Origin of the sequence: Natronomonas pharaonis DSM 2160 (assembly GCF_000026045.1) — an archaeon.
Classification (GTDB): domain Archaea; phylum Halobacteriota; class Halobacteria; order Halobacteriales; family Haloarculaceae; genus Natronomonas; species Natronomonas pharaonis.
This window is the reverse complement of the sequence record NC_007426.1, coordinates 963,076-978,803: the sequence shown is the minus strand read 5'-3', so window position 1 is coordinate 978,803 and position 15,728 is coordinate 963,076. Positions and strand designations below refer to the sequence as shown.

The following is a 15,728-nucleotide window of genomic DNA, read 5'->3' as shown; positions in this document are numbered from 1 at the left end:
CCGAGGAGTGGCCGGTCGGTCGATACCCGTCATCGGTCTCACTCGGTCGGCTCCGAGTCGGTGGATGTGAACAATCCGGCGAGCTGTTCGGAGTAGGTGCCGATGCCAAGCCCCGCGAGGAACGAAAGAAGGCTCGCAACGACGATGAACGAGAGATTGGGATGCTCTGTTCCTGCGTGCAACAGTATATCGAACATACTACCGGGTGAGAGTGGAAGCGTACATAAGGTAACCAATCGGGCGATATTTTCGAACGTATGCTTCCATTCTGCCACCTACCGATAACGTCCGGCTAGAGGGTAACGAAATCAGGAAGAATATTTTTGTTCGACCCCGTTATATGGAAAACGTACGATTAGCCGGGGGGTGCGGAGCGACAGGCAGCGCGGACAGCCAGCGGTGGAGCTGTTTTGAACTCAAACGGTGTTCACAGATGTAGCACACACGGGATATTAGACCCTTCTCAGAACCACATTCATCCAGAATATAAGGACACCAACACAGTCAATAGAGTATCCAGCCCCTCTCCTCTGTGGGTATTTCTATTGAAGTGTTTCCCGAAAACGCTTATATAACTCCTCTAACTCCGGATGAGACGTGAAAATGTCTGAATATACAGACAGTATTCGGCGCAAAAGCGAAACAATCACGAACGTTTCCGAACGTGCAGTTTACACCACAGGTGATGCCAATGCGTAACCCGACCGTCAGCCGTCGGAAACTGCTCGCATCGGGAGCAGCCGCAGCCGGCATCGGCCTTGCGGGCTGTATGGGCGGCAACGGTGGCAGCGACGGACCAACCGTCGGTATCCTTGAGGACCGCTCCGGAAACTTCCAGCTCAACGGCACCTCGAAGTGGCAGGCGACGCGGCTGGCAATCGAGGAGATAAACGAAGACGGCGGGATTCTCGGCGAGGAAGTCGAAATCGTCGACCCCGACCCCCAATCCGACAACGAGCGCTACCAGGAACTGACTGAACGGCTCATCCTACAGGACCAAGTCGACGCCCTCTGGGCCGGGTACTCCAGCGCGACTCGGGAGGCGATTCGGCCAATAATCAACGACGAAGACCAGCTATACTTTTATACGACCCAATACGAGGGCGGTGTCTGTGACGATACCATCTTCGCCGTCGGCTCGACGGCTCGCCAGCAGCTCGGGGCCGTGACGCCGTACCTCGCCGACCAGTACGGCGAGGACATCTACATCATTGCCGCCGACTACAACTTCGGACAGTTGTCCGGCGACTGGGTCAACGTCATCGCCGAGGAGAACGGCTACAACATCGTCGGCGAGGAGTACATCCCGCTCGACGAAAGCGACTTCTCGTCGGTCATCAACCGGATTCAGGCCGAGGACCCCGACTTCATCATGTCGATGCTCGTCGGTGCCAACCACGAGAACTTCTACGACCAGCGGGACTCCAACGACCTGATGATTCCCATCGGGACATCGACGACGATGGCCCAGGGCCACGAGCACATCCGCTACGAGCCAAACGCCGTGACCGATGTCTACGCGGGCGTCAGCTATATGGAGGAACTCGGCGACCTCCGGGAGGGCGAGAACTTCGTCGAGGATTTCTACGACCGCTGGCCCGACGCGAACTACCTCAACCAGGAAGCACAGAACAACTACTTCTCGGTCTACATGTGGAAAGAGGCCGTCGAGGAGGCCGGCACCTTCGACCAGGACGCCGTCATCGATGTCCTCGAGGAAGGCGTGGAGATGAACGCCCCCTCGGGCCGAATCGAGCTCGACGGTGCGACCCACCACATCACCCACCAGATGCGCGTCGCCCACGCCGACGAGAACCACGACATCAGCTTCGACGCCGAACAGGAAATCGGCCCCTCGTTCCTCCGCGAAGAAGTCGAGGGCGGCGACGGCTGTGACCTCCGTGCGGAGTCGAAGACCACGCAGTACGAGCCCGCCGACGTTTACGGTGATATCCTCGAATGACGCGACGGCTACGACACACCGGCGGGGGTGAGACGCCGTGAGCCAGCCGCTCGTGCCCCTATCGCCGCTGTACGACGGGGCCGCGCTGCTGTTTCAGTTCCTCGATAGCTTCGCCTTCCTCGTGTTGGCGACGGTCGGGCTGGCGGTAATCTTCGGGATGATGGGCGTCATCAACCTCGCCCACGGGGAGTTCATCCTCGTCGGCATCTACGGGACGGCGCTCACCTACCACGCCGGGCTCCCGCTGCCGGTCGCGATGGTGTCCGGTGTCGTCATGACAGTCATCTTCGGCATCATCGTCGAGCGGCTGGTCGTCCAACACCTCTATGACCGTCTGCTTGACTCGATGGTCGCGACGTGGGGCCTCGCGCTCGTGGTCGCACAGCTGCTGTTGATTACCTTCGGGTCCAGCCTCGACAGCATCTCAACGCCGATGGGCAACGTCGCCTACGGGCCATACACCTCCGGGACCTACCGGAGCGTCTTCCTGCCGCTGGTAGCGCTTGCGGTCCTGGTCGGCCTGTACGTGCTGTTTACCCGCACCGAGTTCGGGGTCAAGGCCAGAGCAACCATCGAAGACCCCGAAACCGCCCGTGCGATGGGCATCGACACCGACCGGATGTACGTCACGACGTTCGCGCTTGGCTCCGGGCTGGCCGGACTCACCGGGGCGCTGTACGCGCCCGCTATCGGCGCTATCACGCCCGACAGAGGCAGCATCTTCCTCGTCGAGGCGTTCGTCGCCGTGGTCGTCGGCGGGCCGTCGGTCGTCATCGGGACGCTCTCGGCGTCGGGGCTGCTCGGCTTCGTCAACGCGGTCTTCAGCTTCCAGCTTGGGACCTTCGTCGGGCTAATGGCGATGCTCATCGTCGCCATCATCGCCCTTCGGGTACTGCCTGACGGCATCTCCGGCTACATCGAACAGTGGCGGCAGCGACGGAGGGCAGACCAATGAGTGCCGACATCGGGTCGCCTGACGGACCGGCCGCCCGCATCCGTGGGCTCCTCGAAGGGCCGAACACCTACGGGAACTCGCCCCTGTTTTGGGGGTTCTTCGTCGTCGTGGTGGCTGGTCTCGCGGTCTACCCCATGACGACGGACCCGTTCAGCATTCAGACGACGACACAGTACTTCGCGCTGGCCTTCCTGGCGCTGAGTCTCAGCGTCGTCTGGGGCTACTGCGGCATCCTCAGCTTCGGACAAGTCGCCTTCTTCGGCGTCGCCGCATACACCTTCGGCGTCATCGGCATCAACTTCGGTACGGCCGGTGGCATCACCGCAGCGCTTTTGGGGGCCATCGTCGTCGGCGCGCTGTTTGCGGCCGCGCTGGGCTATTTCATGTTCTACGGCGGCGTCAGAGACGTCTACGTCACCATCATTACGCTCGTCGTCGCGCTCGTACTGAACACCTTTGCGGCCCAGACGGCCGGCAGCGAGTGGGCCATCGGCGAAGCGCGTCTCGGCGGTTTCAACGGGATGCCCGACATCCCCGACCTCGTGTTGGGCGTTGGCGGCGCGAGCGTCGCCTTCGACAGGGTCGCCTTCTACTACCTGCTTTTGGCCGCGCTCGTGGTCACCTACCTCGGGCTGCGGGCCTTCGTCAACAGCGGCTTCGGGATGACGATGGTTGCCGTCCGCGAAGACGAGGCGCGAACGGAGACGTTCGGCTACAACGTTCCGTTCATCAAGCTCGTCGTGTTCACCATCGGCGGCGCGTTGGCGGCTGCCGGCGGCGTCTTCTACGCCGTCTGGGGGAACTTCATCGACCCCTCAGTGTTCGGCATTCTGTTTGCCGCGCTGCCCGTCGTGTGGGTCAGCGTCGGCGGCCGTGAGTCGCTCATCGGCGCCATCGGCGCGACGTTTGCCATCGAGTGGATGCGGACCGGCCTCACCGACGGTGTCGGTCCGCTGGGCCCCGAGTGGGCGTTTGTCATCATCGGCGGGCTGTTGATGGTCGTCATCCTCGTCATGCCGGCCGGGATTGTTCCGTACCTCGACCGAGGCCTAAAGCAGCTACTGGAGCGCATCAACGACCGGTCGACGACCGAGCCAACGGAGGGAGCAACAGAATGATTCGACAGCAGACGACGACAACGGAGGGAGTGCTGTGAGCACGCCGGACGACCCCGCAACGCGGCTTCAGCCGGCCGTCAAGGCGACCGGCCTCGACCGCGATGCGATTCTCGCGACCGAACGGCTCACGAAGAACTTCGGCGGCCTCACCGCCGTCGATGAGGTCGACTTCACCGTCGACGAAGGTGAGCTCCGGTGTCTCATCGGTCCCAACGGAGCGGGCAAGAGTACGCTCCTAGAGCTGATTACCGGACAGCTCACGCCGACAGAGGGACGCATCTACTTCGACGGCATGGACCTCACGCAGCTGCCGCCCCACGAACGCATCGACGCCGGCCTCAGCGTGAAGTTCCAGTCGCCACACGTCTATGAGGACCTCACTGTCGCTCAGAACCTGCAGGTGCCGCTCCAGCGCGTCGACAGCGGGGACCTCGAAGCAACGACCTACGAAACGCTCGACGAAATCGGACTGGCCGACCGCGCCGAGACGCCAGCCGGCGACCTCTCGCACGGCCAACAGCAGCGGCTCGAAATCGGCATGGCGACGACGCTGGAGCCGAAGCTCATGCTGCTGGATGAGCCGGTCGCAGGGATGTCGGTCGAAGAGACCGCAAGCGTCGCCGACCTCATCCGCTCGCTCAACGACGAGGGGATGGCCTTCGTCGTCATCGAACACGATATGGAGTTTGTCAGAGAGATTTCCGACCAAGTGACCGTACTGAACCAGGGGTCCATATTCCGGCAGGGGCCGATAGACGACATCGAGTCCGACCCCGAAGTGAAGCGCATCTACCTGGGGGAAGACGCATGAGCCTCACCGTCACCGGACTCACCGCTGGCTACGACGGGACCCCCATCCTGCGGGACGTCGACTGTCGCGTCGACGGCGGCGAAGTCGTCGGCATCGTCGGCAAGAACGGCGTCGGCAAGACGACGCTGCTGAAGACGATTATGGGGCTTCTCGACCCCGACTCCGGCACCGTCGAATACCGCGGCGAGACAATCGATGCGCTGTCGGCTGACGAGCGGGCGGGACTCGGCATCGGCTACGTACCGCAGGGCCGGGACGTCTTCCCCGGGTTGTCGGTTCGTGAGAACCTGCTCATCGGCGAGAACATCGGCAACGAAACCGAGGCGCTGTACGACCGCGTCTACGAGTACTTCCCGATTCTCGAAGAGCGGGCGAGTCAAGACGCCGCAACGATGAGCGGCGGCCAACAGCAGATGCTCGCCATCGGCAGAGCGCTCGTCGGCAACCCCGACCTGCTCTTGGTCGATGAGCCATCCGAGGGTGTCCAGCCGTCTATCGTCCAGTCGATAACCGAAGACCTCGCACGCATCAACGAGGAGTTCGGCACGACCATCCTGTTTGTCGAACAGAACCTCTCGGTGATTCAGGGCCTCGCCGACCGCTGCTATGCGATGGACAAGGGCCGCCTCGTCGACGAACTCGACGCGGAGGCGATTCAGGACCGCGGCCGCCTGGAATCGCATCTGGTCGTGTAAACGGCGACCGCCAACGCGTTTCTGACGGGTGGGCGGAACGTAGCTCCATGCTCCGGGAGCTAGTGCTACGGGCCCGAGAAGACAGCAGCAACAAAAAAGAAACGCGACGCCAGCGCGGCAGTCGTCGTCAGTTCAGTTCGTCGTTCAGCAGGCGGCGAAGCACCATGTGCAAGACGCCGCCGTGTTCGACGTAGTCGACGGCAGCGGGGGTGCTGACCTGTGCGGTGACATCAAACTCGACTGTCTCGCCGTCCTCGCGTTCGGCGGTGACGGTCAGCTCCTGGTTGGGTTCGAGGCCGTCCTCGAGGCCTTCGATGGTGAAGTGTTCGGAGCCGTCGAGGCCGAGTTCCTCCCAGCCGTCGCCGTCGGCGAACTGCAGCGGCAGCACGCCCATGCCGATGAGGTTGTCGCGGTAGATGCGCTCGTAGCTTTGGGCGATGGTCGCGCGCATGCCGAGCAGGTCGGTCCCCTTGGCCGCCCAGTCGCGGCTGGAGCCGGTCCCGAACTCGTCGCCGGCCATGACGACAAGCGGCGTGTCGTCGTCACGGTAGCGCTCGCTGGCCTCGAAGACGGTCGTCTCCTCGTCGGTCGGATGGTGGATGGTGTAGCCACCCTCCTTCCCGTCAAGCATCTGGTTTTCGATGCGGACGTTCGCGAAGGTCCCCCGCATCATGACCTCGTGGTTCCCGCGGCGGGAGCCGTAGGTGTTGAACTCGTGGGGTTCGACGCCGCGTTCCTTGAGCCACTGGCCGGCGGGCAGGTCTTCGCTGAACTGGCCGGCCGGGCTGATGTGGTCGGTGGTGACGGTGTCGCCGAGCGTCAGCAGACAGCGGGCGTCGTCGACGTTGTTGACGCCGGGCTTATCAAGCGGGAAGTCCTGGAAGAACGGCGGCTCGCGGATGTAGGTGGACTCGTTGTCCCACTCGTAGACGTCGCCGGTCGGCGCATCAAGTGCTTCCCAGCGCTCGTCGCCCTCGTAGACCTGTGCGTATTTTTCCTCGAACAGCTCCGGCGAGACGCTGTCGGCGATGGCGTCGTGAATCTCGTCGGTGTCGGGCCAGATGTCTTCGAGGTAGATAGCCTCGCCGTCGTCGCCGACGCCGATGGGGTCTTCTTCGAGGTCGATGTCCATGCGGCCGGCCAGCCCGTAGGCGACGACAAGCGGCGGCGATGCCAGGTAGTTGGCGGCAATCTTCGGGTGGATTCGGGCCTCGAAGTTCCGGTTGCCCGACAGCACGCTCGTCGCCCAGAGGTTGTTGTCGTCGATGGCCTTCTCGATGGGGTCTGGGAGCGGGCCGGAGTTGCCGATACAGGTCGTACAGCCGTAGCCGACGACGTGGTAGCCGAGTTCCTCAAGCGGTTCGAGGAGGTCGGCTTCCTTCAGATACTCCGTGACGACGCGGCTACCGGGCGCAAGCGACGTCTTGACGTAGTCGGGGACGTCAAGGCCGGCCTCGGCTGCGTTTTCGGCGAGCAGCCCGGCCGCCAGCATCACCGACGGATTCGAGGTGTTCGTACAGGACGTAATCGCGCTGACGAGAACGCTCCCGTGGCCGATTTCGACCTCGGTGCCGTCCTCCAGCTCGACGGGGACGGTCTCGCCGAGGTCGGGCGTCTCGACGACATCCGCAGGGTTGCCAGCGGCGTCAGCCGTGACCGCGCCGCCGTCACCGACGACGCCCTCGGCCTCAAGCAGGCTCGGGAAGTGCTCGTCGAGGTTGCCCATCGGGATTCGCGAGTGGGGCTTCTTGTGGCCGGCGAGGCTCGGTTCGACATCGCTGAGGTCGAACTCGACGACTTGGGTGTATTCGGGCTCCTGCTCGCCGAACAGCCCCTGTGCGTCGAGGTATTTCTCGACGAGGTCGACGTGGTCGGGGTCGCGGCCGGTGAGTTCGAGGTATTCGAGGGTCTTGTCGTCGACCGGGAACATGCTGATGGTCGAGCCCTGCTCCGGGGCCATGTTCGAGATGGTCGCGCGGTCGGCGACGGTGAGTTCGGCGACGCCGGGACCGTAGAACTCGACGAACTTGTCGACGACGCCGACTTCGCGGAGGCGCTCGGTGATGTGGAGAACGAGGTCGGTCGCGGTCGCGCCCTCGGGGAGCGACCCGGAGAGACGGACGCCGACGACGTCGGGGAGACTCATCGTAATCGGCTGGCCGAGCAGCGCGGCCTCAGCCTCGATGCCGCCGACACCCCAGCCGACGACGCCGATGCCGCCGATCATCGGCGTGTGGCTGTCGGTACCGACGAGCGTGTCGGGCAGGAGCCACTGGTCGCCGTCCTCCTCGCGGGCGTGGACGACGCGACCGAGGTGTTCGAGGTTGACCTGGTGGACGATACCCGTTCCCGGCGGGACGACCTCGAAGTCCTCGAAGGCCTGCTGTGCCCACTTGATGGAGCGATAGCGTTCCTCGTTGCGCTCGTATTCGAGTTCGACGTTGCGCTCGTAGGCGTCGTCGCTGCCGAAGTAGTCGACCTGCACGCTGTGGTCGATGACGAGGTCACAGGGGATTTCCGGCTCGACGACCGTCGGGTCGACACCCTTTCGGTCGGCCGCGGAGCGAAGCGCCGCGAGGTCGACAACCGCCGGCACGCCGGTCAGGTCCTGCAGGACGACCCGCGAGGGCTGGAAGGAAAGCTCAGCGTCAGGAACGTCGGGGCTCCACGAAGCCGCCGCCCGAACGTCGTCTTCGGTGACCGTCTCGCCGTCCTGTTGGGCGTTCCGGAGGACGGATTCGAGCATGATGCGGATGCTGACTGGGAGCGAGTCAAGCTCACAGAGTCCGGCCTCTTCCAGCGCCGTGAGGTCGGCCATCTTGTACGTTTCGCCGTCGTGTTCCAGTTCCCGAACCGCGTTTGGGATGTGTTGGTTCGACATTATGCGACCTACGGAGAAACCGTATTTGAAAGTGCCGGGATAGCGGCAGCGGTGGCTGCTACCCGCGGGACCGTTGCCGACCCACAGAGTGTGAGTCGACAGCATACGCCCCGCTGTCGGCCTTCCGAACCTTTTTTGAGTACCACAGCAGTAGGGTGGTCTACCAATGGCCATCAAACCCGCCTACGTCAAGAAGACTGGAACGCTACTCATGGACCGATATCCGAAAGCCTTCGGTGACGACTTCGAGCACAACAAAGAGCTCGTAGACGAACTGACAAATATCGAGTCCAAGAGCGTTCGTAACCGTATCGCCGGATACGTCACGCGCAAGCAGCGCTCCCCCCAGCAGCCGGCGTAGTCGGGTTCTTTGCTCCGTCGTTTTCACGCCGCACAGCAGCGCGGCTGTCGACACAGAGCGAGAAGCCAACAGACCTTCACGAATGTACAGTTTCGCGGCTATCCCGGCCGGTAAAACCAGACGCGTTTCACAACCGTTTTCCTGTGGCTCATCATACCACCGCCAATGTCTACCACTCGCGTAGGAGTCCTCGGCGCGACGGGTGCCGTCGGACAACGACTCATCCAGTTGCTTGACCCACACGAGGAGTTCGAGGTCGCCGCACTGTCGGCGTCGTCGGCCAGCGCCGGCAAGACGTACCGGGAGGCCGCCAAATGGCGCGTCGATACGCCGATTCCGGAGTCGGTTGCCGACATGACCGTTGTCGAGACCGACCCCGACGCCGTCCCCGACGACATCGACCTGCTGTTTTCGTCGCTGCCGTCCGACATCGGTGCGGATGTCGAACCCGAGTTCGTCGAGGCGGGCTACGTCGTCTCCTCGAACTCCTCGAACGGCCGCATGGACGACGACATCCCGCTGACGATTCCGGAGGTCAACGCCGACCACCTCGGCCTCATCGAGGTCCAGCGCGACGAGCGTGGCTGGGACGGCGCGCTCATCAAGAACCCCAACTGCTCGACGATTACGATGGTGCCGGCGCTGGCGGCGCTGGACGAGTTCGGCCTCGAAAACATCCACGTCTCGACGCTACAGGCCGTCTCGGGGGCGGGCTACTCGGGCGTTACCTCGATGGAAATCATCGATAACGTCATCCCCCACATCGGCGGCGAGGCCGAGAAGATGGAGACCGAATCCCGCAAGCTACTCGGCTCGTTTGACGGTGCAGGCGTCGACCTCCACGAGGCCGATGTCTCGGCGTCGTGTAACCGCGTGCCGACGCTTGACGGCCACCTTGAGAACGTTTGGGCCGACCTCGCTGCGGACCCCGACCCCGCAGACGTTGTCGAAGCCTTCGAATCGTACCCCAGCGTCGACCTGCCGTCCTCGCCCGACCAGCTCATCGAGGTCTTCGACGAACCCGACCGTCCGCAGCCACGGATGGACCGGATGCTCGGCGACGGGATGGCCATCGCCACCGGCGGCGTCGAGTCGACCGCCGACGGCATCCAGTTCAACTGCCTGGCCCACAATACGATGCGCGGCGCTGCCGGCGCGAGCGTGCTGAACGGCGAACTGCTGCTGGAAGAAGGCTACCTCTAATAAATCAGCTCGTCGCTGTTTTCGACCATGTACAGCGTCCGTGCGGCGATGTTGACCGCGTGGTCGCCGATGCGTTCGAGGTCACGAATCGTCAACAGCAGCCGCGAGACCTCACGCAACAGCGACTCGATATCGCCTTCCGAAGAGGTTTCGTCGAGTTCCGTCTCGATGAGGTCGCGGACGACCGTATTGGAGGCGTCTTCACAGCGGCTGTCGACCTCGTCGTCGCGGTCGCTGATGGCGAAGCAGGCCTCGCTGTCTTCCTCGGCGTAGGCCTCCATCGCGTCCTCGACCATCTCGATGACGGCATCGCCGATGCCCTGAATGTCGACGTCGGGATAGAGGTCCCGAGACGACTGGAGCGTGTAGTCGCCGAGGTTCGTCGCCAGGTCGGCGACCCGTTCGAGGTCGGTGATGATTTTGAACGACGCGGCGATAAACCGCAGGTCGCTGGCGACCGGCTGCTGGAGGGCAAACAGCTCGATACACGACTGTTCGAGTTCGAGGTACAGCTCGTTTATCTCGTGGTCGCCCTCGATGACTTCTCTGGCGAGCGATTCGTCTTTCGTTTCCAGCGCACGGAGCCCGCGGCGAACGCGTTCGAGAACGATTTCGCTCATGTAGAGGACGTTCTCGCGGAGCTCGTTCAGTTGCTGTTGGTATCCCTTGCGTGCCATTTGTCTCAGTTGTGTGGTTTCCGTGATATGGTTCTTCGGGCGGGTGCCAATTTGGCCGGGCCGCGGTGTCGGTGGCGCTGCCGGCGTCCGTTCGAGCGGGTCGGTGACATGAACGGCATCTATCCGAACTTCCCGGTGATGTAGTTCTCGACGCGCTCGCTGGAGGGGTTCTCGAAGACGGAGGCGGTGTCGTCGAACTCGACGAGTTCACCACCGGTGAGGAAGACAGCCGTCTTATCCGAGATGCGGGCGGCCTGCTGCATGTTGTGGGTGACGATGACGACGGTGTAGTCCTCGACGAGTTCGTCGATGAGGTCTTCGACCTTCGAGGCGGCGACGGGGTCGAGCGCCGAAGTCGGCTCGTCCATCAGGACGACCTCGGGGTCCGGCGCGATGGCCCGAGCGATACAGAGCCGCTGTTGCTGGCCGCCCGAAAGCTCCAGTCCCGACTCGTCGAGTTGGTCGTTGACCTCGTCCCACAGCGCCGCCCCGCGGAGCGCCTCCTCGACACGAGCATCGATGTCGCCGTCGTAGCCCTGAATCTTCAGGCCGTAGGCGACGTTGTCGTAGATGCTCTTCGGGAACGGGTTGGGTTTCTGAAAGACCATCCCGACCTTCCGCCGCAAGGCCACGGGGTCGACATCTTCGTCGTAGACGTTCTTGCCGTGGAGTTCGAGTTCGCCCTCGATGCGGCAGGCGTCGATGCGGTCGTTCATCCGGTTGATACACCGGAGAAAGGTTGACTTGCCACAGCCGGACGGGCCAATGAGCGCCGTCACTTCCTGTTCGGGGATGTCCATCGTGATGTCCGAAAGCGCCTGCGTCTCGTTGTACCAGACGTTTATATTGCGGGCGCTGATGACCGTCCGGCCGGAGCCTCGTGTGGTGGTCGACTGTTCGAGACCGGCAACCGGTGAGTCGGTAAACGATTCGTCGTCTGCCGTCGGGTCGGTCGTGTCGTCGGAGCTCATTGTGTATCGTATTTGTTCCGGATGAGGATGGCTGTCGCGTTCATCAAGACGAGTACCGTAAGGAGAACGATGCTCCCGGCAGCAGCGATGTGCTGGAACGCCGGGTCGGGCTGTTTGGCCCACTCGAAGACCTGCATCGGCATGGCGCTGAACGGCCCGAGAAGCGAGTCGGGGGGCGCTATCATGAACGTCGCCGCGCCGACCATCAGGATGGGTGCCGTCTCACCGATGGCCCGGGAAAGCGAGAGGATGGTGCCGGTCATGATACCGGGCAGCGCCGACGGCAGGACAACATCACGGGTCACCTGCCATTTCGTCGCGCCGACGCCGTATGCGGCCTGTCGGCGCGAATCCGGCACCGCCCGGATGGCCTCCTGTGCGGAGACGATGACGATGGGCAGGATGAGAAGCGTCAGCGTCAGCGCCCCGGCCAGCAGGCTCGACCCGAGGCCGGCGGCGCGGACGAAGATAGCCAGTCCGAGCAGCCCGTACACGATGGAGGGGACACCGGCGAGGTTGGCGATGTTCGCCTCGATGAACCGGGTCAGCCGGTTGTCCGGCGCGTACTCCTCAAGGTAGATGGCCGCCCCGACACCGAGGAAGATGGTGAAAAGCGCTGTCAGCGCGATGAGAAACACCGAGCCGATTATCGCCGGATAGAGCCCGGCTCCGCGCCCGCCGGGCTGGTAGTTCTCCGGGAACCACGACGGCGGATGTGTGAGGAAATCGATGGTGAGCCAGCCGCGTGCCTCGTAGATGAGGTCGGCAACGAGCAGCCCCAGCGCGACGACGCCGACGAGCGTCGAAATGAGACAGACTGCCACGAACACCCGGCCATAGAGACGCTTCCGGGCGAGGTCGTCGCCAGCAGTCAGGTCGGCAAGGCGGTCGTCGGCCGCCATCTATTCGTACACCTCCCGATAGCGGGACCGGACAAGTTGGCTCAGTACGTTCATCGCAAGCGTCATGACAAAAAGCAACAGCCCGACCGCAAACAGCGACTGATAGCCGATGGAGCCGACGGAGACGTCGCCGATACCGATTTCGACCATGTAGGCAGTCATCGTCTGAATCTCCTCAAGCGGGTCAAGGGTGATAGTCGGGCTCATCCCGGCCGCAAGCGTCACCGCCATGGTCTCGCCGATGGCCCGAGAGATGGCAAGGACGAACGACGCGAGGATGCCGGAGACGGCGGCCGGCAGCACGATTTGTGTCGAGACCTCGAACTTCGTCGCGCCGAGTCCGTAGCCGGCGTTGCGGAGGTCGTCCGGTACCGATGACATCGCGTCCTCCGAAAGCGACGAGACCATTGGGATAATCATGATACCGACCACGATAGCCGCCGAGAGTGCGTTGAACGTCCCCGTCTCGGGGAAGACGCGCTGTATCTGTGGGGTGATAAACGAGATGGCGAAGAAGCCATACACGATGGTCGGCACGCCGGCCAAGATTTCGAGCGTCGGCTTCAGCACTTTCCGGGTGCGACGGTCGGCGTACTCGGAGAGATAGATTGCGGTCAGGACGCCGACCGGGAGCGCTATCGCGGCGCTGCCGACCACAATCATCATCGTCCCCCACACGAGCGGGAGCACACCGTAGGAGTTGGGCTCGATTCTGGGCGACCACTCCGTCGAGGTGAAGAACTCGATGACAGAAACCTCCCGGAAGAAGGGAATCGAGCCGGTGATGAGCACGAGGACGATGCCGAACGTTGTCAGGACGGTGACGAGCGCACAGGCAAAGAAGACGACGCGGGCAATCGTTGTCGCCCGGTCGCTGACGGCGTCGTCGGTAATGTCGGTCGTGCTCATTCGGTTGCCTCCGCTATCTTCTGTTCGAGTTTCGCACGGCTTTCATCAACGACCTCGTCGGGGGCGGCGTAGTAGCCGACGCGTCGAGCCGCCCATTGTGTCCACGTCAACGTCTCGTTGGGGGCGGCGATGCCGGCCTCGACGGCCGATTCGTGGACCGCGTCGTCTATCTCCTCGAAGTAAAACCGGGCGAACGCCTGCACGGCCGGGTCGTCGAGGCGTTCGGTGCTCAGATAGACGTACATCGGTCGTGTAAGCGGCGTGTACTCTTCGTTTTCGATTGTCTCGCGGGTCGGACGAACGCAGCCATTGCCGTCGTCGACCCCGACAAGCCGGAGTTGGTCTTCGTTCTCGTAGTAGAAGCCGGCCCCGCCGAACCCGATAGCGTTCCGGTTTCCGCTGACGCCGCGGACGATGACGTTCGTATCCGAGCTGGCCGAGTAGTCGTTGCGGATGTTCCCGGTTTCACCCATCAGCCGCTCGGTGAACGAATCGAAGGTACCGGAAGCCGTATCGCGGCCGAAGAAGTCGATTTCTTCGTCCGGCCACGCCGGCCGGACGTCGCTCCACGTCTCGACGTCCGAGCCCGACTCCCACATCGCCCGAAGCTCCTCGACGGTCAGGCAGTCACACCAGTCGTTGTCTGCATCGACCATGATGGCGATGCCGTCCAAGAGCGCCTCCAGCTCGATGTAGTCGACACCGTTCTCCGTACAGAGCTGTTCTTCGCTCTCCTGTACCGGCCGGCTGGCGTTCTGGATGTCGGTTTCGCCGCGGCAGAACTGCTGGAAGCCAGCGCCGGTCCCCGAGCCGCGAACCGGAATCGTCACGCGGTTGTTCCGCCAGAGGAACTCTTCGGCGACGGCCGCCCCGTGTGGCAGCACGGTGTTGCTCCCGTCCATGGTAATCTCACCGCGAAGCCCGCTGTCTTCGCCGGGCGGGTCGCCGAGAACGGTACATCCCGACAGGGCAGCAAGTCCGGCACCGGCGGCGGCGAGCAGCGACCGACGCGACATCGACCGGCCGCCGGATGAGGACTGCTCCCGGCCTCGTGTCATTGTCGTTACTCGCCCACCGGACACCTAAGTACTCCACTATGTTTTCTATATAGACCTATGTTTGGTACAGGGTTTCAAACCCAAATATTGCCAGTATTCGACTTCCGGTTGCGGCTCAAAAACCCTTTAGCAGCCGATATGCGCCCATTCGTGGCATCTATATATCTCGACAGAGGTTTATGATACCGGTGAGTAGCGTCGGGTATGGAGACGCGGAAGGTCCAGGTGACTGGCGGGTCGACCTACACAGTGTCGCTCCCAAAGGGGTGGGCGACGGAAAACGACATCAGCGGTGGCAGCGTCGTCGAGTTCCATCCCGAGGAGGAATCGCTCCTTTTGACGCCGAGACACGGCGACGATAAAATCGAAGGCACGCTCGACATCACCGGCCTCGAAGGCGACGAGCTGATGCGGGCGGTCGTGACGATGTACGTCAGCGGCTTCGACATCATCACGCTCGAGACGGCGCAGGTAAGCGCCGCCCAGCGACGGACCATCCGTGATGCCACACAGGGGCTCGTCGGGCTGGAGGTCATCGGCGAAACCTCCGGTCGGGTCCGCCTCCAGGACCTGCTCGACTCCTCGGAACTGTCGATGCACAACGCCGTCACCCGGATGCGGCTCGTGGCGACGACCATGCTCGCCGACGCTGTGACCGCGCTGCTGGATGACGACGACGAGCTGGCCGCCGATGTCGTCCAGCGCGACGACGACGTCGACCGGCTGTGGTCGATGGTCTCGCGGGTGTTCCGGTCGGTCCTGCGGGACCCCTCGGCGGCCGCAACTATCGGTCTGGACCGCGAGACGTGTTTCGACTACCACTCCAGCGCCCGCCAGTTAGAGCGCATCGGCGACCACGCAGCGAAAATCGCGACCCACGCCGAGACGCTGTCGACGCCGCCGACAGACGCCGCGGACGCCATCCGTGACCTCCACGATGAGGCGACTGAAGTCGTCGATATGGGCATGGATGCGCTGCTGGAGGATGACTCCGACCGGGCGACACGGCTGGCACACGACGCCCGCACGCGAATCGCGAACGTCGACGAGCTAACCCGCCGCGTCGACGACGAAATCCGAGAGCTTGACCCCCAACAGGCGCAACTGCTCGGTCTCGTTGTCGACTCACTGTCCCGCAGCGCCGACTACGGCGGCAACATCGCCGAGACAGCACTACAGAACGCCGCCCCGAAGCCGTAGCTTTTGTTCACAGCGGTCCTACGC

15 protein-coding genes are annotated in these 15,728 nt (G+C 63.2%); 8 read left to right on the top strand and 7 right to left on the bottom strand.

Annotation, left to right across the window (positions count from 1 at the left end):
• Window positions 1-38 precede the first annotated feature (38 nt).
• Window positions 39-197 carry a hypothetical protein gene (locus NP_RS14735; RefSeq protein WP_011322723.1) on the bottom strand — a complete coding sequence of 53 codons (159 nt, stop codon included), beginning with the start codon at window positions 195-197 and terminating at the stop codon, window positions 39-41.
• A 494-nt stretch (window positions 198-691) separates the two neighbouring features.
• On the opposite strand from NP_RS14735, the gene NP_RS04960 reads away from it, so the two are divergent.
• From NP_RS04960 to NP_RS04940, 5 genes are read left to right on the top strand one after another with little or no spacing between them, the layout of a single operon-like run.
• The gene (locus NP_RS04960) at window positions 692-1,963 is read left to right on the top strand and encodes an urea ABC transporter substrate-binding protein (RefSeq protein WP_011322722.1); all 1,272 of its coding nucleotides are present in this window, start codon (window positions 692-694) and stop codon (window positions 1,961-1,963) included.
• A 37-nt stretch (window positions 1,964-2,000) separates the two neighbouring features.
• Entirely contained in the window at window positions 2,001-2,918 is a 918-nt protein-coding gene (gene urtB, locus NP_RS04955; RefSeq protein ID WP_232503981.1) for an urea ABC transporter, permease protein UrtB, read from the top strand.
• Window positions 2,915-4,036 (top strand): urea ABC transporter, permease protein UrtC, encoded by a 1,122-nt coding sequence (urtC, locus tag NP_RS04950; protein ID WP_011322720.1) that lies wholly within the window; start codon window positions 2,915-2,917, stop codon window positions 4,034-4,036. Before urtB ends, urtC begins: the two co-directional genes overlap by 4 nt.
• A gap of 34 nt (window positions 4,037-4,070) precedes the next feature.
• Window positions 4,071-4,847 carry an ABC transporter ATP-binding protein gene (locus NP_RS04945; protein ID WP_011322719.1) on the top strand — a complete coding sequence of 259 codons (777 nt, stop codon included), beginning with the start codon at window positions 4,071-4,073 and terminating at the stop codon, window positions 4,845-4,847.
• A complete protein-coding gene (locus NP_RS04940; protein WP_011322718.1) occupies window positions 4,844-5,542 on the top strand; it encodes an ABC transporter ATP-binding protein in 699 nt (232 codons plus the stop codon). The genes NP_RS04945 and NP_RS04940 overlap by 4 nt, the downstream gene beginning before the upstream one ends.
• A gap of 127 nt (window positions 5,543-5,669) precedes the next feature.
• Here NP_RS04940 and acnA read toward each other — a convergent pair whose 3' ends face one another.
• The gene (gene acnA, locus NP_RS04935; protein ID WP_011322717.1) at window positions 5,670-8,423 is read right to left on the bottom strand and encodes an aconitate hydratase AcnA; all 2,754 of its coding nucleotides are present in this window, start codon (window positions 8,421-8,423) and stop codon (window positions 5,670-5,672) included.
• Between the two features lie 166 nt (window positions 8,424-8,589).
• Between acnA and NP_RS04930 the strand changes: the two genes are divergently transcribed.
• Window positions 8,590-8,784 carry a 30S ribosomal protein S17e gene (locus tag NP_RS04930; protein WP_011322716.1) on the top strand — a complete coding sequence of 65 codons (195 nt, stop codon included), beginning with the start codon at window positions 8,590-8,592 and terminating at the stop codon, window positions 8,782-8,784.
• A 165-nt stretch (window positions 8,785-8,949) separates the two neighbouring features.
• Window positions 8,950-9,987, top strand: a complete 1,038-nt coding sequence (asd, locus tag NP_RS04925; protein ID WP_011322715.1) for an aspartate-semialdehyde dehydrogenase — start codon at window positions 8,950-8,952, stop codon at window positions 9,985-9,987.
• Here the strand turns inward: asd and phoU are convergent.
• The 5 genes from phoU to NP_RS04900 form a co-directional block, all read right to left on the bottom strand.
• Entirely contained in the window at window positions 9,984-10,664 is a 681-nt protein-coding gene (gene phoU, locus NP_RS04920) for a phosphate signaling complex protein PhoU (RefSeq protein ID WP_011322714.1), read from the bottom strand. The two genes, asd and phoU, sit on opposite strands and share 4 nt — an antisense overlap.
• A gap of 119 nt (window positions 10,665-10,783) precedes the next feature.
• A complete protein-coding gene (pstB, locus tag NP_RS04915; protein ID WP_011322713.1) occupies window positions 10,784-11,635 on the bottom strand; it encodes a phosphate ABC transporter ATP-binding protein PstB in 852 nt (283 codons plus the stop codon).
• Window positions 11,632-12,537 carry a phosphate ABC transporter permease PstA gene (gene pstA / locus NP_RS04910; RefSeq protein WP_011322712.1) on the bottom strand — a complete coding sequence of 302 codons (906 nt, stop codon included), beginning with the start codon at window positions 12,535-12,537 and terminating at the stop codon, window positions 11,632-11,634. Before pstA ends, pstB begins: the two co-directional genes overlap by 4 nt.
• Window positions 12,538-13,446, bottom strand: coding sequence for a phosphate ABC transporter permease subunit PstC (pstC, locus tag NP_RS04905; RefSeq protein WP_011322711.1), 909 nt, complete (start codon window positions 13,444-13,446; stop codon window positions 12,538-12,540). It lies immediately after the preceding gene.
• Entirely contained in the window at window positions 13,443-14,504 is a 1,062-nt protein-coding gene (locus NP_RS04900; RefSeq protein WP_011322710.1) for a PstS family phosphate ABC transporter substrate-binding protein, read from the bottom strand. The genes pstC and NP_RS04900 overlap by 4 nt, the downstream gene beginning before the upstream one ends.
• A 204-nt stretch (window positions 14,505-14,708) precedes the next feature.
• Here NP_RS04900 and NP_RS04895 point away from each other — a divergent pair, with 204 nt between their 5' ends.
• Window positions 14,709-15,704, top strand: coding sequence for a phosphate uptake regulator PhoU (locus tag NP_RS04895; protein WP_011322709.1), 996 nt, complete (start codon window positions 14,709-14,711; stop codon window positions 15,702-15,704).
• Window positions 15,705-15,728 lie beyond the last annotated feature (24 nt).